19 protein-coding genes and 1 pseudogene are annotated in these 21,272 nt (G+C 44.4%); 14 read left to right on the top strand and 6 right to left on the bottom strand.

The genetic code is table 11. The features are described 5' to 3' along the window. A pseudogene (locus tag AB4232_RS10525) lies at positions 1-153 on the bottom strand (flavin reductase family protein); the annotation flags it as partial. A 665-nt stretch (positions 154-818) separates the two neighbouring features. On the opposite strand from AB4232_RS10525, the gene AB4232_RS10520 reads away from it, so the two are divergent. From AB4232_RS10520 to AB4232_RS10510, 3 genes are all read left to right on the top strand, one after another. After that, positions 819-1,514, top strand: a complete 696-nt coding sequence (locus AB4232_RS10520; protein WP_135381760.1) for an NAD-dependent epimerase/dehydratase family protein — start codon at positions 819-821, stop codon at positions 1,512-1,514. A 185-nt stretch (positions 1,515-1,699) separates the two neighbouring features. After that, positions 1,700-3,073 (top strand): L-cystine transporter, encoded by a 1,374-nt coding sequence (locus AB4232_RS10515; RefSeq protein WP_009846939.1) that lies wholly within the window; start codon positions 1,700-1,702, stop codon positions 3,071-3,073. A 240-nt stretch (positions 3,074-3,313) separates the two neighbouring features. Next, positions 3,314-4,075 carry a YdcF family protein gene (locus AB4232_RS10510; protein ID WP_371708148.1) on the top strand — a complete coding sequence of 254 codons (762 nt, stop codon included), beginning with the start codon at positions 3,314-3,316 and terminating at the stop codon, positions 4,073-4,075. Positions 4,076-4,251: 176 nt separating this feature from the next. On the opposite strand, the gene AB4232_RS10505 is transcribed toward AB4232_RS10510, so the two are convergent. Then, positions 4,252-4,773, bottom strand: coding sequence for a DUF2058 domain-containing protein (locus tag AB4232_RS10505; protein WP_012604134.1), 522 nt, complete (start codon positions 4,771-4,773; stop codon positions 4,252-4,254). A gap of 401 nt (positions 4,774-5,174) precedes the next feature. Between AB4232_RS10505 and AB4232_RS10500 the strand changes: the two genes are divergently transcribed. After that, positions 5,175-6,509, top strand: coding sequence for a sphingomyelin phosphodiesterase (locus tag AB4232_RS10500; protein WP_372087072.1), 1,335 nt, complete (start codon positions 5,175-5,177; stop codon positions 6,507-6,509). A 39-nt stretch (positions 6,510-6,548) separates the two neighbouring features. Further along, complete coding sequence (locus AB4232_RS10495) at positions 6,549-7,499, top strand: chromosome partitioning protein ParA (protein WP_372087073.1); 951 nt, start codon at positions 6,549-6,551, stop codon at positions 7,497-7,499. A 4-nt stretch (positions 7,500-7,503) separates the two neighbouring features. Here the strand turns inward: AB4232_RS10495 and AB4232_RS10490 are convergent, their stop codons facing one another. Then, entirely contained in the window at positions 7,504-8,538 is a 1,035-nt protein-coding gene (locus AB4232_RS10490) for an AraC family transcriptional regulator (protein WP_372087071.1), read from the bottom strand. 169 nt (positions 8,539-8,707) lie between these two features. Between AB4232_RS10490 and AB4232_RS10485 the strand changes: the two genes are divergently transcribed. From AB4232_RS10485 to purT, 7 genes are all read left to right on the top strand, one after another. Next, entirely contained in the window at positions 8,708-9,721 is a 1,014-nt protein-coding gene (locus tag AB4232_RS10485) for a DUF2804 domain-containing protein (protein WP_372087070.1), read from the top strand. Between the two features lie 87 nt (positions 9,722-9,808). Next, on the top strand, positions 9,809-10,657 hold the full coding sequence (locus tag AB4232_RS10480; protein ID WP_372087069.1) for a sterol desaturase family protein: 849 nt from the start codon (positions 9,809-9,811) through the stop codon (positions 10,655-10,657). Between the two features lie 206 nt (positions 10,658-10,863). Then, on the top strand, positions 10,864-12,288 hold the full coding sequence (gene sbcB / locus AB4232_RS10475; RefSeq protein WP_372087068.1) for an exodeoxyribonuclease I: 1,425 nt from the start codon (positions 10,864-10,866) through the stop codon (positions 12,286-12,288). A 25-nt stretch (positions 12,289-12,313) separates the two neighbouring features. Further along, a complete protein-coding gene (locus AB4232_RS10470) occupies positions 12,314-12,685 on the top strand; it encodes a CidA/LrgA family protein (RefSeq protein WP_004734867.1) in 372 nt (123 codons plus the stop codon). A gap of 2 nt (positions 12,686-12,687) precedes the next feature. Continuing rightward, entirely contained in the window at positions 12,688-13,365 is a 678-nt protein-coding gene (locus AB4232_RS10465) for an LrgB family protein (RefSeq protein ID WP_372087067.1), read from the top strand. Positions 13,366-13,650: 285 nt separating this feature from the next. Further along, positions 13,651-14,538 (top strand): cytidine deaminase, encoded by an 888-nt coding sequence (cdd, locus tag AB4232_RS10460; protein ID WP_017086319.1) that lies wholly within the window; start codon positions 13,651-13,653, stop codon positions 14,536-14,538. A 167-nt stretch (positions 14,539-14,705) separates the two neighbouring features. Beyond that, positions 14,706-15,881, top strand: coding sequence for a formate-dependent phosphoribosylglycinamide formyltransferase (gene purT, locus AB4232_RS10455; protein ID WP_017077980.1), 1,176 nt, complete (start codon positions 14,706-14,708; stop codon positions 15,879-15,881). 131 nt (positions 15,882-16,012) lie between these two features. Here purT and AB4232_RS10450 read toward each other — a convergent pair whose 3' ends face one another. Continuing rightward, positions 16,013-16,666 carry a thiopurine S-methyltransferase gene (locus AB4232_RS10450; protein WP_372087066.1) on the bottom strand — a complete coding sequence of 218 codons (654 nt, stop codon included), beginning with the start codon at positions 16,664-16,666 and terminating at the stop codon, positions 16,013-16,015. Between the two features lie 323 nt (positions 16,667-16,989). Here AB4232_RS10450 and AB4232_RS10445 point away from each other — a divergent pair, with 323 nt between their 5' ends. Next, entirely contained in the window at positions 16,990-17,766 is a 777-nt protein-coding gene (locus AB4232_RS10445; protein ID WP_017059130.1) for a RelA/SpoT domain-containing protein, read from the top strand. Between the two features lie 329 nt (positions 17,767-18,095). Here AB4232_RS10445 and ihfA read toward each other — a convergent pair whose 3' ends face one another. Both ihfA and AB4232_RS10435 read right to left on the bottom strand, forming a co-directional pair. Continuing rightward, positions 18,096-18,392: an integration host factor subunit alpha gene (gene ihfA, locus AB4232_RS10440; protein ID WP_004734853.1), complete on the bottom strand. Its 297-nt coding sequence runs from the start codon at positions 18,390-18,392 to the stop codon at positions 18,096-18,098. Positions 18,393-18,860: 468 nt separating this feature from the next. Beyond that, complete coding sequence (locus AB4232_RS10435; RefSeq protein ID WP_009846953.1) at positions 18,861-19,754, bottom strand: EamA family transporter; 894 nt, start codon at positions 19,752-19,754, stop codon at positions 18,861-18,863. A 103-nt stretch (positions 19,755-19,857) separates the two neighbouring features. On the opposite strand from AB4232_RS10435, the gene AB4232_RS10430 reads away from it, so the two are divergent. Further along, positions 19,858-21,240 carry a PLP-dependent aminotransferase family protein gene (locus AB4232_RS10430; protein WP_372087065.1) on the top strand — a complete coding sequence of 461 codons (1,383 nt, stop codon included), beginning with the start codon at positions 19,858-19,860 and terminating at the stop codon, positions 21,238-21,240. Positions 21,241-21,272: the final 32 nt, after the last annotated feature.

Below are 21,272 nucleotides of genomic sequence, written 5' to 3'. Positions count from 1 at the left end.
GCTGGAAACAGGCGTGAAGTAAGAGAAAGGCGCTAGGTTGTACTCTTGGTCGGAAGATTCCGTCAATGCCCACGCTATCGGGCGAGGCACAACGGTTTGTGTCATCAGGTGATAAATCTGAGTGGGAGCAAGAGTATCAAGCTTGAGGTTCATAGCACGTCCTTGGTCTATATGAATTACGACTCAGTTTACGTGTTAAGCAATGCTGTATCTATGCTTAATCAACAGAAACGGTAGAGAGTGTTCTTAATTTAAACAGATCACACCGGTATTTTCTCAAATTGACAGTCAAATTGACGAACCCGAAACACCTACAATATTGATAATAGATTTATCAATAACTTACATTTTGGCATCGTTTATGCTTTATCTAAAGTACTTGTTAATCTCTCCATTGATGAGTGCCCATACTGTGAATACCCACATCGCAGTTGCTTTAAAAGAAAACAATCGATTGAAAGACAAAACCAAACAATGATTTAGGAGGTGGAATGATTCCAAACTCAAGTAAAAGAAAACCAAATAAATCGAGTAAGAAAACCAGTAAAAAGGTAAGGAAAATCCCACTCTCCTTCACCTAATAGGTATCGAAGCAATAAGACAACAAAGTAGCAAAGCAAATAACAAGCCCGTCGCCCAGCGGGCTTTGTTATCTTTAACACCTTAATTGAGGTTTACCTAGCTAAGCATATACCTTCCGTCTAAAAGCCCATCATCAAACCCCATCTTCCTAACGCTCATTCATGAAACTTTTGTTCGCTTAAAATTCAAACACTGTTTATATTAAACAAGCACTTGTAGAGCGAGTAAGGAATATAATGAGTATTTATGGAGATAAAACATCGGTTGTTATAGCTGGTGCGTCAGGGCTAATTGGCCATCATGTCCTGAGACTGCTCATTAACGAGCCCGCTGTCGAACACATCTATGCTTTGTCACGAAGAGCATTAGGTGAAGAATTTCACTCCAACAAACTCGATACACTCATCCACAACGATCTACAAGTAACGAGTTGGGACGACACCAAAGCGACGCCCAACTTAGGCATTATCTGCTTAGGCACAACCAAGAAAAAAGCAGGTTCAAAAGAAGCGCTGCGAAAGATCGATGTAGAACTGGTTAGCCAAGTGGCACAGTCGATGAAATTCCTTGGAGTTCAACGTGTCGCAGTCGTTTCTAGCTATGGCGCTTCGCCAGACTCCTATTCACACTACCTGCGCTGTAAGGGACAAATGGAGCAAAACCTAAAACGTATTGGCTTCAAGCAGCTCTTCATCGCTCGTCCAGGCCCGCTGGTGGGTGAACGTGCCGAACCCAGAACTGATGAAAAACTCCTACAAAGAGTCTTCCCTTTAATATCTCCGTTAATGTTTGGAAAATTCAAAAACCTACGCCCTATCCAATCGGAAGATGTAGCGAAAGCAATATTATTCCGATTGTTCGAAAATAATTTTCAAAGTCTAGAAATTTACACTTCGACTGACATGCTTAATTTATTAGCTAAATATCGTTAAAATGCCTACCTATTCACCACAATGTTGAATACCCATCCAACTCATTGGGTGGATATTACTAATCGTTCTAATCAATTACTTTTCCTTATTTTACGTTTTGTTACAGATCGCTATTTTAGCTAACAGTATTTGCGCCCATATATCTAAGCGCCCTATCGATTCATGGTTATTCATAAGGAAAAACAATGTCATTTTCAGCTATCGCTGCCTTAGCGGTATTCACTGGTATCCTCTTTTTTCTCTACGGACAGCAGAAAAAAGAAAACACACTTTCTCGCCTCGTTTTACTCGGTTTAGTTTTCGGTAGTGCTTTTGGCCTTGGTCTTCAACTGCTATTTGGTGAAGGCAATCCTATTATCAAAGAGACGCTCGACTGGGTAAACATTGTGGGTCGTGGTTACGTTGGCCTACTAAAAATGGTCATCATGCCATTAGTGTTAGTTTCAATGATTGCGGCAGTAGTGAAGCTTGAGAAAGGCGGCTCACTAGGTAAGATTTCCGGCATCACCATTTCTGTGTTGCTAGCAACAACGGCAATTTCTGCGATTGTTGGTATTGTTGTAACACAAGCATTCGGCTTGTCGGCTGAAGGTTTAACTGAAGGCGCTCGTGAAACAGCACGTATCGCAACACTAGAAAGCCGCATCGGCAGCGTTTCAGATCTAACTATTCCACAAATGCTGGTTAGCTTTATTCCGACTAACCCATTTGCAGACCTAACAGGGGCTCGCTCTACTTCTATCATCGCGGTAGTTATCTTTGGCGTGCTAACGGGTATTGCTGCTCGTAAGGTGATGGCAGAGAAAGAAGAATTAGAATCTCCAATCCGTACGTTCGTTGAAGCGGCTCAATCTATCGTTATGCGCTTAGTTAAGATGATCATGGCACTAACGCCATACGGCATCGCAGCATTAATGGCGAAGGTAGTCGCAACGTCAAGTGCTTCTGACATCCTAAGCCTATTGGGCTTCATCGTTGCTTCTTACGTCGCTATTATCCTGATGTTCGTCGTTCACGGTGTGTTGGTTTCTTTTGTTGGTGTCAACCCGAAAGAGTACTTCCAAAAGATCTGGCCAGTACTGACGTTCGCTTTCACGTCTCGTAGCTCTGCAGCAACTATTCCCCTGAACGTTGAAGCTCAAATCACTAAGTTAAACGTACCACCAGCGATTGCTAACCTGTCTGCGTCTTTCGGTGCAACAATTGGTCAAAATGGTTGTGCGGGTATTTACCCTGCAATGCTTGCAGTTATGGTTGCGCCTACGGTTGGTATCGACCCAATGGACATTAACTTCATTCTGTCTCTGATTGCTATTATCACAGTGAGCTCATTTGGTATTGCCGGCGTTGGTGGCGGTGCAACTTTCGCTGCACTTATCGTACTACCCGCGATGGGTCTTCCTGTGACTATCGCAGCACTGCTTATCTCTATCGAGCCACTTATCGATATGGCACGTACTGCGCTTAACGTATCTGGTGCAATGACAGCTGGTACAATTACAAGCCGCCTATTGGCTAAAAAGGACAAGCAGCAAGATTTGGAACAAGCGAACGCTTAATGGGTTCGATTGATCCAATAACTTGAGTCTCGTTAAACAAAAACCGATGCACATGCGTCGGTTTTTTATTGCTTATTAGTTTTGTTTATTACTTTACGATCATCCACAGTCTATAACGCAAAACTCTATATTTGTTCAATAGTACAATAAGTTAGCCATGAAACATCAGCCAAACTGATATATGATGCACCGCTTCAATATGTCACATCATTCTGGCACCCGTTCGATAACAGGATCCTCATGAGCTTTATTATATTATTACTTCTTCTAGTATTCGTTGGCGTTACACGTTTATTTCAGTGGCGGAAAACCTCTAGTTTTATCAAACTTCTTCTTATCTCTTTATTTATATTGATTGGTTCGGGTTTAATCCCTCGCTATCTACTAAACGACCTGCAAGCCAATTATGAGCGCAAACCTGACATTCAGTGGACCTCTCACAATGCCATTGTCTTGCTTGGTGCAGGTACTCAGCTCATCGCAAGTACACAAGAATTTGAGCCGACCTTTTTCTCGTTCGGTCGTATCAATGAAACGGCAAGCCAATATAAAAACTGTGCGAAGGCTCAAACGATATGTAAAGTAATCGTTAGTGGTGGAGATGCACAAAATAATGGTGTAACCGAAGCGGAAGTTTATCAACAGCAGTTGCTTAGACTCGGCGTTCCACTAGCCGATATCATTCAAGAATCGAATAGCGTCAACACTTGGAAAAACGCGCAGCTCACCAGTGACCTAATGAAGCATCACCAGTTCGACAACATTGTTCTTGTTTCATCAGGCCTACATATTCGTCGTAGTGAACTCTACTTTAATCATTTTGGATTAAACGTCGTCCCAGTACGAGCCGACTACATGGCTGCTCAAATTTCATGGTTACCATTATGGTACAACTTCGCAGTTACAGACTTTGCATTGCATGAACAATTGGGTTTTGCTCGTTACAACCTTTACAACTTTATGGGTTGGAACAGCAAACGTGAGAAGCCCGGTGACGCCTGATCGCTTCAACCATGATCTAACTAGTTAGTTATTTAGCTATTTGGCTATTTGGCTATTTGGCTAGTGGTCATTTAGTATCTAGAAGATTCACAGCTCATAAACAAAAAATGCAGCCACAATCGAAGGATTGTCAGCTGCATTTTTAATTCGTGCTTCTACTCAGTACTAACGGGCAATTACCACATTAGATCATCTGGGATCACGAAGTCTTTGTACGGGTCATCTTCGTCTACTTCATCTGAGCTTGAAGCTTGCGTATCAACGATAGATTCTTCGTCACGCATCGCGATCTTGTTTGCTACTGCTGTTGGGATAACAACATAGCTTTCGCCTTGGCGCGCAATACTTAGAATGCCTTTACTTAGTTGCTTTTGAGTCAGCTCTTCTACGTAAAGGTATTTAACTAGCGTACCGTCGGTGAAGTTGTATTTGATCTCACCGTTCTTCTGTTCGATCTTGTTCATCTCAATCAGTTGCTTCACTTGAGCTTTAATTTCTTTGCTCAACTGCTGTTCTTTCAACTGTTGGTTTAACTCTTTGTCTTTCGCTTGCTGCGCCAGTTTAGTTTCTTCTGCTGCCGCTTTTGCTTCACGAGACTGAACGCGAGACTTTTTAGAGCCTTTCTTCGCCTTCTTTAATTTTTTCTCATTTACCAAGCCAGCTTTAAGCATCTGCTCTTGGAGTGTTAACTTTGCCATGACTTTCCCAGTTCAGGATTAAAAACGACACTATCATACCTGTTTTTGAGGAATCTGTTTACTGAACAATGGCAAAATTTATGCTGATAGAGCAAGGCGGTTAGCGTTTTCCCTTATCGTGATTCACAGCATCCATTTCTGGTTATTTACCGACCTATGATTTCCACGAAAACAACCAATAGTGACTTACCCTCAAACCCAAATCGTTCCTCTATTTTTTAGCGTGCGCGCGTATCACTTATCATTCAGGCAAAGCAATATGTTAATTTTCAATGAGTAATCTAATTTATAAAACCATGGCATATATCTAATATTTGGATAATTCCCATAGAGTTATAACTCCAATGTCACAACTCTTTACTACGTTATTCTTTAAACCAATCAGTAAGGATAACGTGAAAATGAAAACTCAATGGACTTGCCTGAGTGCAATACTTGCATCAGCTTCATTCATTTCAACCTCGGCTATTGCAGATACCGATGTGTACCTGACCAATAACACTAGCCAAGTAATGACGATTCAAACCAATCACACGGGTACCGACCAGCTTCAATTCGGTGATGAGTGGCAACAGCATGTTGAACAGATTGGCCCTTGGGAGACGAAGAAGCTGATCAGTTTCAATCGCTGGACTGGTGTGAAATCTGGGAAGACCTATGAGTTTGACACTGTGGTATCAAACGCTGTGGGTGAGAGTGTCACGCTCAACCAAACCATGAAGGGACATTGGTATAACTCGACACTGCAACATGGTTTAAGCGCCGCAGACGTCAATCTAACATTGCATGACGATCGTAATATTCATCGCAGCACGACCGATGCATTCGGGGTCAATGCAGAGCTAGCCCTCAAAGCCGATTCTACGGCGCGCTATGATGATATTTATTACACCATCACCCCACCAAAAGTGGATGAGCAGCCAGAGCCGGATGCCAATACACTGAAAGTCATGACTTACAACATCTGGGCGCTGCCTGCCATCGCTTCGCATATTGGTGACCGCTACGATCTTCTCCCTCAATACGTAAAAGGCTACGACGTGTTGGCGCTTCAAGAGGTGTTTGCCAACGGCAGAGATGAATTCTTGCGTGAACTTGCAAAAGAGTATCCTTATCAAACCAAAATGCTCGATAAAGACGGGATTAACATCTATGACGGCGGCGTAATCATTGTCAGCCGCTACCCTATCGTTAACGAAGCTCAGTATGTTTTCCCGGATTGCACAGGCACAGATTGCTTTGCTGATAAAGGCGTTAACTACGCAGAAGTTATCAAGAATGGTCAGGCTTACCATGTATTCGGCACCCACACGGCATCATTCGATACCGATACCGCTCGTGATTACCGACAACGTCAATTCAAGCAGATGCGTGCACTGGCGCAGTCTCTGAATATCCCCGCATCAGAAACTGTGGTGTACAGCGGTGACTTCAACGTGAACAAGCTGAAGTTCCCAGACGACTACCAACAGATGTTCGCTAGCCTGCAAGCTGAAGAGCCACAATATTCAGGTTACACCGCTTCTACCTTTGACCCACGCATCAACAACTTTGCGGGTGAACCTATGTCGGGTGGCGAGAACGTTGAGTATCTCGATTATGTGGTAGTGAGCTCGGAATATGCCGCCAAAGCTCATAATGACAATCGCGTGTATGTCCCAAGATCAACAAGCAGTGAGTTATGGAAGCACTACAACCTTTCAGACCACTTCCCTGTTAGCGCTGTCATCAAGTAACTCGGTGAATCCATAATGCATCGAGTTATATTAATCCTAGTGCTCGTCTTAACGGCGAGCATTGTTGGCTATTCGTGGTCATCAAAATCCACTGAAACACCGCTATCTTCTGCTCAACACACAGGACCTAAGCCACGTGTTTCTGCGACAACTGCTGAAGATAATTTCACACCAACTGCAACCGCCAGTTCGGGAAATGCAGCATCACAGAATAAACAAGCCGAAGCTGAATCATCGGGCGGGGAAACGAATGCTGAAAACTTAAGCGAACTTGAAGGTAAAGCTCTATTCGATGAACTCGATGGGTTCTGGGCGCTTTGCCAACAACGCGATGACTGCACTGAGCAACTCGCACGATTGAAATCAGAATTGCCGAGCATATGGTTTGAGTTACTGAGCGACTATCCGCAGTTATCAGTCGACTGGCAATTAGCCCAAAGTACCATCCCACTTGAATCCATAGAGACTCTTGAAGATCGTGTTGCCTTATTCAAGCAGTCTGCACAGCAAATATGGGGCGAGTTGGCCCACCAGCTATTCGCAGACCAGTTTGCGCATCTAGATTTTACGCTCGATGCAAACACCCTTAAAGAAAACGAAGCGAGCCAGTTTTTGGCCAACTATCAAGATTTGCTTAGTGAATGGCAAAACAATACGGACACGTTAAACGCCGAAACACAGCTTCAAAAATATGAATTGGCAGTCTCTTTGATACCCAGCAGCTATAGCCCTGCTGAGATAGTATCAGTCAAAGCCGACCTTCAAGATGCCTACTTAGATGAAGCGAAGGCTAGCAACATTGCCGCGCGAGAACAGCAAGTCGCGCAACAGCAACAAACCGTGATGAGTTATCACGAGCAACTGGATCAGCTCAAAGCGACCTTAGACTATCAGCGAACCTCAAGTTATGGCACTTGGACTCAACACGATTGGGACAGTTATTATCAGCAGCAAGTATCCGATTTCAGGGAACAGTTTTTTAGCAAGTAACGCTTTAACTTAAACCGTCACGAAACTGCGCGGGCGTCTTATTGAGCCACCCTTTAAACGCCCTCCTGAAATTAGCTGGGTCGCTATAACCGAGCCTTTCACCTATGTCATCGATACTCATGGTTGTGCCGAGTAACAGCTCTTTGGCCAGTTCCACTCGAACTTCGGTAAGCAATATTTGATAACTGGAATCATGGGTCACTAGCTCTCGCCTGAGTGTACGAGAGCTACAACCAAACTCATCCGCGAGTTGTTCTATATTCGGGAAACTGCCTGCGGTTTGATAAAAGATCGTTTTGATCTGGTTAGTCAGCAGGTGCTCAGAGTCCAGCGTTTCGACTATCGACTGGCAAGACGCAAGATAGCGCTTCAGTGTCGCGGCATCATGAGTCAATAAGGTTTGTGATAAAACCGAGGCATCAAAACGCAGTTCACAATGGCTTTGCTCAAAAATCACCGGGCACTGGAAACGCTCGTCATAAAGCTTGGTGTAATTAGGGCGAGCATAAGGCAAAGCCAAAGTATGAATATCCAACTCATGACCAGTCAGTTCTTTGAACAAAGAGACGATTGAACTTAAGAAATATTCACTGCAGAAAGGCAGGAGATCACCCACTTCCAAGGTGTTCTCAATCTGAATCACTGCTTGCTCGGAATCTAGAAACAATTTAACCGAGAAGATAGGACCGTTCAGACGCAGATATTTAAAGCCCGACTTGATGGCCTCCCCGACATTTTGACTGGTCGATAGCGCATAACCCAACACACCAAAGTGGCTCAAGCTAGCGTGTTCCCCCAGCCAAAGCCCTAAGCCATCGTGAGGAAAGCTCTGATTCGCCACGCTAAATAACGCAAGTTTATCAGCGTAAGTCAGCTTTCCATTCGGGTCTCGCCAATCCATGTTCGGCAAACCGACATCATTGAGTAACCTTTCAATATCGATACCTCGTTGCTCTAACGTATTCAACAGCAGCGCGATATCTAATGCCCCCAACTGATGCCGATGTCCGGTTGGCTTATACTCCGCGATAATCTTCAATAGTCTCTCCTTATATCGAGCCCATTCCCATCAACATGACTACTCAGCTTCAACAACACTACTAACAAAATCGTGATTGGCAACGCGCTCTTGTCCGAATATGACCTCCCAATTCTACGCTACTCATCGCACAATGGCTTTAATTGTTAAATTAATGTGAACCATCGCAATGATAAAAACGAACCCAGCCCCACACAGTTTGATTGATTCTAATGGTCAGCCGATCATTGGACATTTCGATGGCATCCCAAAGCACCTGAACATCGAGAACTTTGACTACCGAAACTCGATGGATGCAAAAGCAAACTCTTGGCAGAAGCACTTCCACTTTAAGCAATTCCAGTTTGTCAGCATCACCACCGACACACACGTTGTTGGTGTCGCTATCGCGGATATTCGCTACTTAGGATCGGCATTTTGTTATGTGTACGATATAGAGAGCAACAAACTTGAAGAGTGTTCATGGTTACGACCACTGGAGTTTGATAAACAAGTAACGCCTTCACCATTTGAAGGAAAGACAAGCATTGCAGGCCAAAGCATTGCTTTTAATATCGAAGGCGGACAATGGCGAGTTCGCTTGAATACCAAACTCATCAAGGCCGATATCGCTTTAGAGCCTAAAGCCGACAGCTTGCCCTTGGCGATGTGCAGCCCAACGGGTTATTCAGGTTGGACTTACACCCAAAAGCACAATGCTTTGCGCATCAGCGGTGGCATCCAAATCAAGGGAGAATCACTCGTTCTCGAACAAGCTCGTGCTGGTTATGACTTTTCAGCGGGTTACATGAGACGTGAAACCAGTTGGCGCTGGGCAAGTATCAACACGCAATCCAATGGCACAGATATTGGCTTAAACCTCGCGGCGGGCGTGAATGAAACCGGAGGCTGCGAAAACGTGTTATGGGTCAATGGAACCAGACACTTACTTAACCCGGTACAGTTTACGTTCAGTCGCCAAGACACGAATTTACCTTGGCAGATAACATCACAAGATGGACGTATAAACCTGACCTTTACGCCCTTAAATAACCGCAACGAAAAGCTCAATTTATGGCTGTTAAAGAGTAACTTTCGTCAGTTCATTGGTCACTTTTCTGGCTCGATTGAAGACAACAAGGGAGTGACACATCAGCTCGATGGTGTTCTTGGCCTAACAGAAGATCACTTTGCTCGCTGGTAACGTAATTCTGCTGATTGAATCTCAGGCGAGCAAGTCTAAGTAAACTTGATACTAAGAACGCGTATGGCGTCTCAACAAGGATAAAACATGAATATCGACGCATTAATCAATCACCCAGAATGGCTACTGCTGGTATTAGCGCCCTTGTTCGTGGTGTGCATGTTGGCTGAGTATTTTATCGGTCAGAAGCAAGGTCGACTGCCTGATAACTCGAGCTATAAACTTTCAGAAGTAATGTGTAACTTCACGCTGGCGGGAATGCATCAACTCTCCGATTTACTCACCGGGTTATTGGTCGTGCAGCTGTATCTTTGGCTGTTTGGTTGGCGCTTAATGGACGTTGAAATGGGCGTGCTGAGTTTTGTTGTATTGATGGTGTTACAAGACTTTTGCTATTACTGGTTCCATAGAGCAAGCCATCGTGTTCGCTGGATGTGGGCAGCACACGTCGCGCACCACAGCTCAGAACAGATGAACTTCAGTACGGCTTTCCGTCAAAGCTTAATGTACCCACTTGCTGGGATGTGGCTATTCTGGGTACCGTTGGTCATCATAGGTTTCGACCCTAAATGGGTCGTCTTTGTGGTGCTTCTCAATCTAGGTTTGCAGTTCTTCGTCCATACACAATGGATACGAAGCTTAGGGCCACTTGAATACATCTTTAACACCCCATCACACCACCGTGTGCATCACGGCAAAAACCCGCAATACATAGATAAGAACTACGCCGGTGTTTTGATCATTTGGGATAAGTTGTTTGGTACGTTCGAACCGGAAGTTGAAATCGTACGTTACGGCGTCACCAATCCAGTAAACAGTTTTAACCCGATAGTGGTCACCTTTCAAGAATGGAAGGCCATATACAAAGATTTGAAGAACCGAGAGCTAACCATGAAACAGAAAGTACGATTGATACTCTCACCTCCATCGGATTAAACGGACGATAGACAGATTGTATTAACTAAGATACCGCCTCAACTGGATTCAAAGACATCCCCACCGACTCGATTGAATAGTAAAGCACCGTTTTCCGACAATTTATTTGTGATCTGGGTTGCACGCGTACCGCATACTATCAGATACTGAACAAAACTAACCTTCAGCCACAGTAAACGTTCTGCGCTTGCTGTTCAGGAATTTCAATGAGTTCAGATAATCAGCCGACCTACTTCTTTTTCGATTACGAAACGTGGGGCGTTAGCCCAGCAAAAGACCGTCCGAGTCAGTTTGCGGGTGTTCGTACCGACCAAGATTTCAATGTTATTGGAGAGCCTCTGGTTATCTATTGCCAACCTCCTGCTGATTACCTCCCTGCGCCTGAAGCTGCGTTGATCACCCGTATCACACCACAGAAAGCGGCTTCACAAGGTCTCCCTGAGCCAGAGTTTATCGCTAAGATCCATGCTGAGTTGGCGAAACCAAACACCACAAGCCTTGGCTACAACAGTATCCGATTCGATGATGAAGTAACGCGTTACACCTGTTACCGAAATTTCATTGACCCATATGCGTGGAGCTGGCAGAACGGCAACTCACGTTGGGATCTATTAGATGTAATGCGCGCTGTTCACGCACTGCGCCCTGAAGGCATTGTTTGGCCAGAGAACGAAGAAGGTTATCCAAGTTTCAAACTGGAACACCTATCTGTGGCAAACGGCATTGAACACGAGAACGCGCACGATGCGATGGCCGATGTTATTGCGACCATCGAGTTAGCAAAGAAGCTTAAAGCTGCACAACCTAAGATGTTCGATTACCTTTACAACATGCGTCATAAGCGTAAGCTAAATGACCTAGTTGATATCGTAAACATGACACCATTGATGCACGTTTCGGGCATGTTTGGCCGTGACTGCAACTACACAAGCTGGATTGTGCCTATGGCTTGGCACCCAACTAATCAAAATGCGGTTATCGTGGTTGATTTAGCTAAAGACCCAAGCCCACTACTAGAACTGGACGCTGATGAACTCAGAGACAGACTCTACACCAAACACAGTGAACTGAGTGAAGACGAGCTACCCGTACCCATCAAATTGGTTCAACTGAACAAGTGCCCTATTCTTGCTCCAGCCAAAACGCTGACGGCTGAAAATGCCGAAACCATCGGTATCGATCGCCAACAATGCTTGAAGAACTTGGCACTGCTGCGCGAACATCCAGAGATCCGCGAAAAACTCATTGGCCTGTACTCTCAAGAGCGCGAGTACGAAAAAAGTGATGATGTTGATACCCACCTTTACGACGGTTTCTTTTCACCTGCTGATAAAACAGCGATGAACATCATTCGCGAAACTGACCCGAACAACTTGGGAGCTTTAGATATCACCTTCAGCGACGAACGTATTAAACCGTTACTGTTCCGTTACCGTGCTCGCCATTTCCCATGGACGCTAGACGAAGCTGAACAACTGAAATGGGCAAACCATTGTCGTGAGTTTTATGAGTGCCGTTTAGAAGAGTACATGCTCAACCTTGAAAACCTCGCGCACGAACATGAAAGTGACGAGAAGAAAATGGCTATCTTGAAGGCGGTTTATCAATACGTAGAAAAGTTAGCTAGTTAATTCCATTATCAAGAGACGTAACACTTTGAAAGAAAGATTGATCCAGCTGGTTTACTGCTTAATCTCCTTCACCTTAATCATAGGTGCACTTACAGCAGGTAACGCGTTACAGCATTTTTTGGATACCTCAATCCCAGGCAGTATTTTTGGCATGTTGATTCTGTTTGCCGCCATGGTGATTGGTATTGTTCCTTCGCACTGGGTACAGCCCGGTGCAAGCTTGATTATCCGCCTAATGATCTTACTGTTTGTTCCGATCAGTGTAGGGTTGATGGATCACTTCGACATGCTTATCGCAAACGCATTGCCAATTATGGCGAGCGCCGTTGGCGGCACGTTGTTGGTGTTGGTGTCTTTATCATGGTTCTTAGACCGCTTGCTTTCGAGAGGTAACTGATCATGTGGATTCTACTCACCATCGTGGTATTCCTGTTTGCTCGCTGGGTAAGTCAAAAAGTTAACTCACCACTGTGTAATCCCCTGCTGATCAGCATTGGTATCATCATTCCGATACTCACGTTCTTCAAAGTACCGTTTGAGACTTACTATGCGGACAACACCTGGATTACCTACATGCTGCAGCCCGCGGTAGTTGCCCTTGCTTATCCGCTTTATGAACAGCTACCTCAAATCAGAGCCAACTGGCGCATCATCACCTTTGCTTGCACACTAGGCAGTGTGATGTCGATGACAACGACAGCATTGATCGCTGTGGCTTTTAAAGCAAACTTAAGTTTGATTGCGAGTTTATTAGGTAAGTCAGTCACCACACCAATTGCGATGGAAGTATCGAGCCATTTAGGTGGTGAAGCAGCGATTGCGGCAATACTGGTATTGATTGTTGGTCTATTTGGGGCAATTTTTGCTTATCCAATCTACAACCTCATTGGTATTAAGAGCCCTATTGCCCGAGGTTTAACCATGGGTACCGTGTCTCATGCTTTAGGTACTGCGACCTGTGCTGAAAAGAATCAGGAAGATGCTGCATTCAGTTCGTTGGCATTGGTTCTTTGTGGGGTTATCACCTCAATCATCGCACCGAGTATATTTTCGCTCGTGGTTTGGTTCTATTCTTAACTAAAACCTCACCACACGATTCAGCCCAACCAGAATACTGTTGATTTCAGTGCCTGCTTGGGCTTTTTATTCGCATTTATTCAGCAATAGCAGCCAAGTCGCGTCCTGTTTAAGCCAATAAGTGCGATATCAACGATGGTTTTTGCGCTTGCAATCGATTTCATCTGTGACCTCACTCTAATTATGCAAACCAATGTAACAACAACAACGCAGTGGTGATCAATGTCACAGAAAATTCCTGAGCATTACATAGAATTAAAGCCTAAGGTCAATTAAGGATTCAACATGAACAGTCGTATTACCCTGGCGCTGGAAAGTGCTCCAACAGCAATCAAAGCACTTTTGAGTGACATCGTATTAGCAGACAACTTTGACGCGACATTGTCTCCAGAACAATTTGCTAGCCTACTGCAAGCAAGTGGTTTAGCGGATGACGAGCTACGTATTGCGCTACTTCCTTTTGCCGCAGCCTATTCTTACGCTCCGTTATCTGACTTTTATGTTGGTGCAATCGTGCGTGGTTTGTCTGGCACTCTGTATTTTGGTGCAAACCTTGAAATCGCTGGTGCTCAACTTGGCCAAACAGTACACGCTGAGCAATCTGCAATCAGCCACGCTTGGATGAAAGGCGAACAAGGTATTTCTGATATCACCATCAACTTCAGCCCTTGTGGTCACTGTCGTCAATTCATGAACGAACTGACCACAGCAAAAGAACTTAAAGTTCAGCTTCCACAACGTGATGAAATGTCTCTGCAAGAGTACCTACCAGACTCGTTCGGCCCTGCTGATTTAGGTGTGACGACTGGCCTAATGACTAAGCTTGATCATAAACACACGACTGAAGAAACAACGCCTATTGTTGTAGAAGCGCTAGCAGCACTAAACCGCAGCCATGCTCCTTACACCAAAAACCTAAGTGGTGTTTCACTGCAATTGACGTCGGGTGAGGTTTTCACTGGTGCTTACGCTGAAAACGCAGCGTTCAACCCGAGCTTACCTCCTCTGCAAGTGGCGTTGATTCAACTTAAACTGGCTGGCTTCGATTTTGAACAGATTGAAAGTGCAGCGTTGGTTGAAATTGCCGAAGGTAGCATCAGTCACCTAGCGGATACGCAATCTACATTAGAAGCGATTAATCCCGACATTCCAGTGACTTACTTAGCAATCTAAGTACATCTGATTAACAAAATTTTAAATAAGCAGCCCTATTTAACGGGGCTGCTTTTTTTATACCTGCAATTAACGCAACAACTTGCGCAAACGTTTGCTTTTATCATTGAAATAAGTATGATCACCCCGTTTTCAATCAATCGCTCAAAAGATCGGAAGGAATTTCTATGTTTGGTACTGCTACTCGTGAAAATGCTACTCGTGTACTTCTATTAGGTTCAGGTGAACTCGGCAAAGAAGTTGCTATCGAGTGCCAACGTTTAGGCTTGGAAGTTATTGCATGTGACCGTTACGCAGACGCACCCGCAATGCAAGTTGCACATCGTAGTCATGTATTAGACATGTTAGACGGCGATGCACTGCAAGCAGTCATTGAACTTGAAAAACCAGATTATGTGGTTCCTGAAATTGAAGCTATTGCCACCAGCAAGTTGGTAGAGCTGGAAGCGCAAGGCTTAAATGTCGTTCCCACTGCAAATGCGACTAAGCTAACGATGAACCGCGAAGGTATCCGTCGCCTAGCTGCAGAAGAGCTAAAACTGAGCACTTCTCCTTACCGCTTTGCAGACACCTTTGAAGACTTCGCTGCCGCTGTTGAATTCGTGGGCATGCCTTGCGTTGTTAAGCCAGTAATGAGCTCTTCAGGTAAAGGCCAAAGCGTAATCAAAACAGAAGAAGACATTCAAAAGTCTTGGGACTACGCACAAGAAGGCGGCCGTACTGGCGCAGGTCGTGTGATCGTTGAAGGCTTCATCGACTTTGATTACGAAATTACGCTACTTACCGTTCGCGCAGTCGACGGTGTTCACTTCTGTGCGCCTATCGGTCACCGCCAAGAAGATGGTGATTACCGTGAATCATGGCAGCCACAAGTCATGTCAGACAACGCACTCAAAACAGCGCAATACACCGCTGAACAAGTGGTTAACGCATTAGGTGGTCACGGTATCTTCGGCGTAGAGCTGTTTGTCAAAGGCGATCACGTTATCTTCAACGAAGTATCCCCTCGCCCACACGATACTGGCTTAGTGACTCTTATGTCTCAAGACTCATCGGAATTCGCACTGCACGTACGCGCGTTTACCGGTATGCCGATCAAATCCATCACGCAATACGGTCCATGTGCATCAGCGGTTATTCTGGGCCAAGGCACTTCAACCAACATTCGTTTTGAAGGTCTTACAGAGGCGCTAGACGCACCACAAACGCAAGTTCGCTTGTTTGGTAAACCTGATATCGATGGTCGCCGTCGTCTAGGTGTGGCGCTTACTCGTCGCAACAGCACTGAGACTGCGATTGAAGATGCAATTGAGAGTGCTTCTAAAGTAAAAGTAATTTACTAACCAGCTATTCAAATTCTGAACAATCACGACTTCAAATCTGAACAACAAAAAAGACGGGCTATCGAGCCCGTCTTTTTGTTGGTGTTATCTTTTTTATTGAAGCGGTCTTTTCGCTAGAGAGCTCACTGCGCTTAAGCGTCTGACTCAATCAAGTACACTTCTTCACTGAATCGAGACAAGCCTTTTTTGGCAATCTTCGGATGTTCATCGTCTGCAATATCTTGATTCAACAATGTGATTTTGTATCCCCCGAACAACTGACCAATCTCTAGTTTAGGTACGCTAAACGGAGGCCCTGCCATCTCGCTTTGGTCGTAATCCAGAGTCACTAGAAGGATCTTACCACCCGGTTTCAGTCGTTGTTTCAAACGCTCTACATACTGCATTCGCATCTCTTCAGGCAATGCGACTAAAGACGCGCGATCGTAAATGGTATCGACAGGCTGGATTGGCGCTGAGAAGTAATCGCCCGTGTAGATGTTCAGTTCATCGAATTGATACAGCTCGTGCTGACCACTGATTTGAGTCACAGTCGGGGTGTAAAGGTGCTCTGCAAAAAATGCGCGAACCGCAATCTGACTTAACTCGACACCTTGAACATCTTCATGCTTTGAAGCTAGCCAAATCAGATCTTCACTTTTGCCACAAAGTGGAACAAACACACTCTTCTCGTAGCTAGGCTCAGTCTTTCCCCAAAATTTAATCAGAAGTGGGTTTACATCTTCGAGGTGGAAACCAATTTGGTTGGCTGCCCATTTATTGTGCCAAAATTCAGGATTATTCATCTTTCGTTCATGTTAAACAGTCATAATGCAAGGGTACAGTATAGAGAGGTAAGAGCAACCTTAGCTTGGTTTAAAGTACCAAATTGGTTTCGATGAAATCAGAAACTGGCTAAGTTCAAAGTTCTAATAATTGCGGAACTAACGGTTGGATTATTTGTCTATATCTTCACATTTTAAAGCAATATTAAACGTTAGAGTTGGTTTCTGTCTTAGCTAGCCCCATTTAATATGTAGTGAGTTTAGTTAAGCTGTTTTTACTCTTGTGCGTTACTGGTTACCCCTTTTAACTACCCGTTTTTGTAACCTTGTATTTTGGAGTTTGAATGAGTGTATTTCTCCGTACGACGGCCCTAATGCTATTGGTATTGAGCCGAGCGCCTGCATTCGCAGCAGCACCTGTTTCAACAAGTTCGACTGATCAAACGCGCACTCCTGCGCAAAACCAAGTTTCATCAAACGTATTCCGTCATAGTTTGAGCGGCCTTTACGGCATCAAAGCCTTCGACTCACGCCCGACTCAGCCTTACACCGACTTCGATATTCTGTACAGCAAAGCGCATCAAGGCCAAGCTGAACTAGAAACTATCTGTAAAAGTACTGCCCTACTCACCAATTCTGAAGCGCTATTTGCTGGCGTTAAATCTCAAGCTCGTGCAGAAGAAAAAATCGCCCTTGAGCTTGATGGTGATGTAACAAAAATTACCGACTTAGCCCGTGCAACTATCATCGCGAACGATGTAGAAAGCTTGGTTGAAGTTTACGAAGCGCTAAGCCGTGAAGCAGACGTTGTTAAGCTGAAAAACAAGTTTAAGTCACCAGCCGATTCTGGCTACCGTGACCTTAACTTGTTGGTTCGTTTACCTAAAACCAACATCATTGCAGAGGTTCAACTTCACTTGAAAGCGATTGCTGATGTGAAAAGTGGCCCTGAGCACGAACTCTACGAAATCATCCAAGGCATTGAGCGTCACGCAATTGCAGAACATCGCCCAATCAACGATATCGAAGCGGCACAAATCAATAGCCTAAGACGCCAATCTTTAGAGCTTTACCAACAAGCATGGCAACCGTACATTACCACGCACATTAAAGCGGCATAACCACAGACATAAACGCTTACCATAAACAAGAACGACAAAGGGCTGCATAATCGCAGCCCTTTCTTTTTATTAGTGTTCTCGCGTTGCTTTCATTAGTTCATTAGTTCATTAGTTCATTAGTTCATTAGTTCATTAGTTCATTACTATCAGAAAGCAAAATATAGGGATGTCACTATTAGTAGTTAACGAGAAGGGTGATTAACGAGAAGGGTAGCTAAGAAAAGAGAGTCAGGTGATACCACTAAGAGAAACTAGTGACAAGACAGTCAGCAAATGATGCATAAGACGTAGATACAAAAAGACCACGCTAGGCGTGGTCTATTGCTTGGCTACTTCTCGATTTTAATATTTTCGACTCGGGCCTTCAGTTTTTGTCCCGGTCTAAAAGTAACAACACGTCGAGCAGAAATTGGAATGTCTTCACCAGTTTTCGGGTTACGACCAGGTCGCTCGTTTTTCTCACGAAGATCAAAGTTACCAAAACCAGACAGTTTTACCTGTTCGCCATTTTCAAGTGCCTTACGAACTTCTTCGAAAAACACTTCAACCGTTTCCTTGGCATCCCGCTTGCTGTATCCGAGTGTTTCAAACAGGTTCTCAGCCAAATCGGCTTTAGTGAGTGCCATAAAACTTTCCTCAAAGCTATGTTATACATTGCTACCATCTTCAGTAGCGCCAAAGCATTTACCCTATTCAATCAATGAGATAAGGTCATTTACAAGGAAAGTGTATGCCAAGCTTCTGATTTTCGCCAACTTTTTTATCTCATCAATTTAATTATTCTTTCAAATCAGGAAGATAACTCCCTTGTAAAGTCACATATATAGCTAAAAAACACCTAACCAACAGGTACGATGTGATATTATATCCTGAAAAATCCAACATAATAAGAATTTAAAACTTTAGTGTTCTAAAAGATAATTTTTGAGACCTCTATCCTATACCCAATAAAATCAGCCACTTGATTTGATATCAAACTCAACAGAGGTTACTAAGTAACCATTATTAAATATGATATTTGTATCATTTCAGAATTTAATTCGAATTAGTCAATCCTTTCGACAATGCTATTCTGCTGTGTTTTGAGAAAATGCTCAATCAATCGTCTTTATTTCCCTAAGAGGTCTTACGGTTGTCTTAGCAGGCTTCACTATCAAACCTATACCGACTAGAAACAGTACAGATGCCACAACTTGAGCGACTGATAGCACCTCGTCATACATAAAGTAACCACTGATCAATGCGAAGATAGGTACTAGCAAGGTTAACGGCGCTGTCGTGCTTAACGGATATTGAATTAACAGTTTATTCCACACCCAGTAACCGAATAGCGTGGTTGGGTAAGCCTGAAACAACACAGCAATCGTTGCGTTCCAATCCCATTGTTCTATCGCCTGCCAAATAATTTGGTCACCGTGCAGCATCACCGCAAACAACACTAATGGAACTGGCGCAAATAGCATGCCCCACACGTTAAACGCAAAAGCCTGAGTGGTTTTAGACGCTTTAACAATCACGCCCATTAACGTCCAACTACACGCTGCGATCATAATAAGAATCACGCCATTAACAGTGACATTGCCCGTTGCTGCAGAAACCAGCACCGCCAACGCGCACATCGCTAACATCGCACCCATTAACTTGCGAACCGACGCACTTTCTTTGAAAACCCACACGCCAACCGCCATACCAATTAGCACATTGGTTGAAAGCAACACCGACGAAAGCCCCGATGAGAGCCCAGCGGTGATTGACCATGAAGCCATGCCCCAGATGCCCACACCAAACACAAAGCCATAACTCACTAAATAACGCCACGCGACATTCGGTCTTGCTACAAAAAATATCACCGGAATCACCGCTAGCGAGAAACGCGCGGCGGTTGCCAACAACGGATGAACATTGGTTACACCCATTTTGATCATCGAGAAATTGAATCCCCAAATTGCCATCACGAACACCGCTAACAACAAATCATTTCTTTTCATACTGACCCCTCCTTTGTTTTGAATGAGTATCCCTTGATCAACAAAACCAGTACAGATACAATTTTCACAATAAAAACCAGTACAGTTAACAACGGTCGTGACCATGAGCATCTACAGAAAGCTAGCCAATCAGTTTATTGATGAGATTGAAACGGGGAAAAGACCCGAAGGTGGACGCATGCCTTCGCTGCGTCAATTAGCTAAACAACAAGCCATCAGCATGTCGACCGTGGTGAGCTGCTACCAAGAACTGGAATCACAAGGCTGGATACACTCTCGACCGCAAGCAGGGTATTTTGTTTCTCCTCATAAACCTGCTCGTTCAACCCCAGAGTGGGCACAGTTTGAAAGTAAAGTGTCGAGCGTCAAGCTAACCTCATCGACTCACAACTCAATCAATGGATCTTTAGGGGTGTCTAGCACCGCCAATGATGAACAGTCGATTGTTGAACTGGAACGCAGTTTTCGCCGCGCTATTCGGCGTATGAGCAGCAGGCTAAACCATTACCCAGATACACAAGGTGAGCCAATGTTACGTCAGGCATTATCCACTCACTTTGCCAAGCTCGATGTGCACTTTTCACCTGAAGAGATGGTGATTACGGCAGGCTGTATGTCTGCGATTAAGGCTGCACTTGAATCGTGCACCAAAGAAGGCGACACCATCGCGATTAGTTCACCTTGTTTCAACGGCATTCTGGAGTTGCTCGGAAAGATGTCGCGACAAATCATCGAGATCCCATCTCTGGATGACGGTATCGACTTGCAACAATTGGAAGCGCATTTGAAGAATAGACAAGTCGATGCCGCGATTTTTTGTACCTCTCATATGAACCCTCAAGGGATCAACATGTCGGCTAGTCAAAAAAAAAAGCTTGCTGAATTAGCGAATCACTATCAAGTACCGATCATTGAAGATGATGTGTATCTGGAACTTTCTTATTCCTCACACACTCCACTCCCCGCGAAATACTACGACAAAGGCGGCTATGTACTATGGTGTGGTTCAATATCGAAAAGCTTGTCACCGAGTTACCGATTAGGATGGTGCTTACCAGGGAGGTTCATTAACGAATACAAGGCTCAGTTTTCTGCTGCAAGCTATGGCGTCGCCCTACCCACTCAGCTTGCAGTTGCTGACTTTATCGAATCTGGTCAATACGCAAAACACGTTAGAAGAAGGTGTACTCAGCTTCTCTCTTTGCGCCAGCAATACCTAAGTTATTTGGCTCAGCACCTTCCTCAAGGAGTAAAGATAAGTAACCCGCAAGGTGGCATGGTACTTTGGCTACAAATACCAAATTTGAACCAATCAAGCTTTGCTCAGGCAGTTGCCGACCACAACATTGATATTAGGCTTGGACACCTGTTCAGCACTCTCGACCTTTACAGCAATTGCTTACGCATCAATATTGGTTACTCGTTAGAGGGAAAAGCCAAGCAGGAATTGAACGACTTAATCGAGCTGATTCACGTTCATAGCTAATACGTTCCAGTTCTTAATACGTGCCAGTTCAT

The organism is Vibrio sp. 10N.286.46.A8, from assembly GCF_041470165.1.
GTDB lineage: Bacteria > Pseudomonadota > Gammaproteobacteria > Enterobacterales > Vibrionaceae > Vibrio > Vibrio tasmaniensis_A.
Note: the sequence above shows the minus strand (reverse complement) of the source record. Positions and strands in the feature narration are given on the sequence as shown.

Excerpts from the sequence above, each read along its gene's own strand:
- AB4232_RS10520 (WP_135381760.1), top strand. The coding sequence starts at position 819 with ATGAGTATTTATGGAGATAAAACATCGGTTGTTATAGCTGGTGCGTCA.
- AB4232_RS10515 (WP_009846939.1), top strand. The coding sequence starts at position 1,700 with ATGTCATTTTCAGCTATCGCTGCCTTAGCGGTATTCACTGGTATCCTC.
- AB4232_RS10510 (WP_371708148.1), top strand. The coding sequence starts at position 3,314 with ATGAGCTTTATTATATTATTACTTCTTCTAGTATTCGTTGGCGTTACA.
- AB4232_RS10505 (WP_012604134.1), bottom strand. The coding sequence starts at position 4,773 with ATGGCAAAGTTAACACTCCAAGAGCAGATGCTTAAAGCTGGCTTGGTA.
- AB4232_RS10500 (WP_372087072.1), top strand. The coding sequence starts at position 5,175 with ATGAAAACTCAATGGACTTGCCTGAGTGCAATACTTGCATCAGCTTCA.
- AB4232_RS10485 (WP_372087070.1), top strand. The coding sequence starts at position 8,708 with ATGATAAAAACGAACCCAGCCCCACACAGTTTGATTGATTCTAATGGT.
- AB4232_RS10480 (WP_372087069.1), top strand. The coding sequence starts at position 9,809 with ATGAATATCGACGCATTAATCAATCACCCAGAATGGCTACTGCTGGTA.
- sbcB (WP_372087068.1), top strand. The coding sequence starts at position 10,864 with ATGAGTTCAGATAATCAGCCGACCTACTTCTTTTTCGATTACGAAACG.
- AB4232_RS10465 (WP_372087067.1), top strand. The coding sequence starts at position 12,688 with ATGTGGATTCTACTCACCATCGTGGTATTCCTGTTTGCTCGCTGGGTA.
- cdd (WP_017086319.1), top strand. The coding sequence starts at position 13,651 with ATGAACAGTCGTATTACCCTGGCGCTGGAAAGTGCTCCAACAGCAATC.
- purT (WP_017077980.1), top strand. The coding sequence starts at position 14,706 with ATGTTTGGTACTGCTACTCGTGAAAATGCTACTCGTGTACTTCTATTA.
- AB4232_RS10450 (WP_372087066.1), bottom strand. The coding sequence starts at position 16,666 with ATGAATAATCCTGAATTTTGGCACAATAAATGGGCAGCCAACCAAATT.
- AB4232_RS10445 (WP_017059130.1), top strand. The coding sequence starts at position 16,990 with ATGAGTGTATTTCTCCGTACGACGGCCCTAATGCTATTGGTATTGAGC.
- ihfA (WP_004734853.1), bottom strand. The coding sequence starts at position 18,392 with ATGGCACTCACTAAAGCCGATTTGGCTGAGAACCTGTTTGAAACACTC.
- AB4232_RS10435 (WP_009846953.1), bottom strand. The coding sequence starts at position 19,754 with ATGAAAAGAAATGATTTGTTGTTAGCGGTGTTCGTGATGGCAATTTGG.
- AB4232_RS10430 (WP_372087065.1), top strand. The coding sequence starts at position 19,858 with ATGAGCATCTACAGAAAGCTAGCCAATCAGTTTATTGATGAGATTGAA.